The organism is Deinococcus alpinitundrae (genome assembly GCF_009982895.1).
GTDB lineage: Bacteria > Deinococcota > Deinococci > Deinococcales > Deinococcaceae > Deinococcus > Deinococcus alpinitundrae.
On the sequence record NZ_WXZL01000300.1, the window covers coordinates 1 to 266 of the forward strand.

General features: G+C 66.9%; 1 protein-coding gene. It reads left to right on the plus strand.

Going from position 1 to position 266, the window contains the following annotated elements:
• Positions 1–187: hypothetical protein (locus GUI70_RS23485; protein WP_368733652.1), on the plus strand; the 187-nt coding region annotated here is incomplete at its 5' end.
• Between the last annotated feature and the right edge of the window lie 79 nt (positions 188–266).

Here is a 266-nt window from a genome sequence, read left to right on the forward strand (position 1 = left end):
GGAAAACCGCTTGAAGATCAACTACCTCATCTGCGAGGCCACGACCGGCCAGCGCCTGACCCGGGCCAGCTCCGTGCAGGTGGCCGTCTGCATGCAGACCCGCGAGATGCAGCTGGCCTCGCCTGCCGCCCTGGTGGATGCGGTGCGGCGCAAACTTGAAAGCGATGCCTCGGAGCACGCCGCATGAACCGCTACCCGAACGCGCTGCAGGATCACGGGCTGAACCGCCAGCCGAACCGTTTGCCGACCGGGCTGCCGGATCGCTT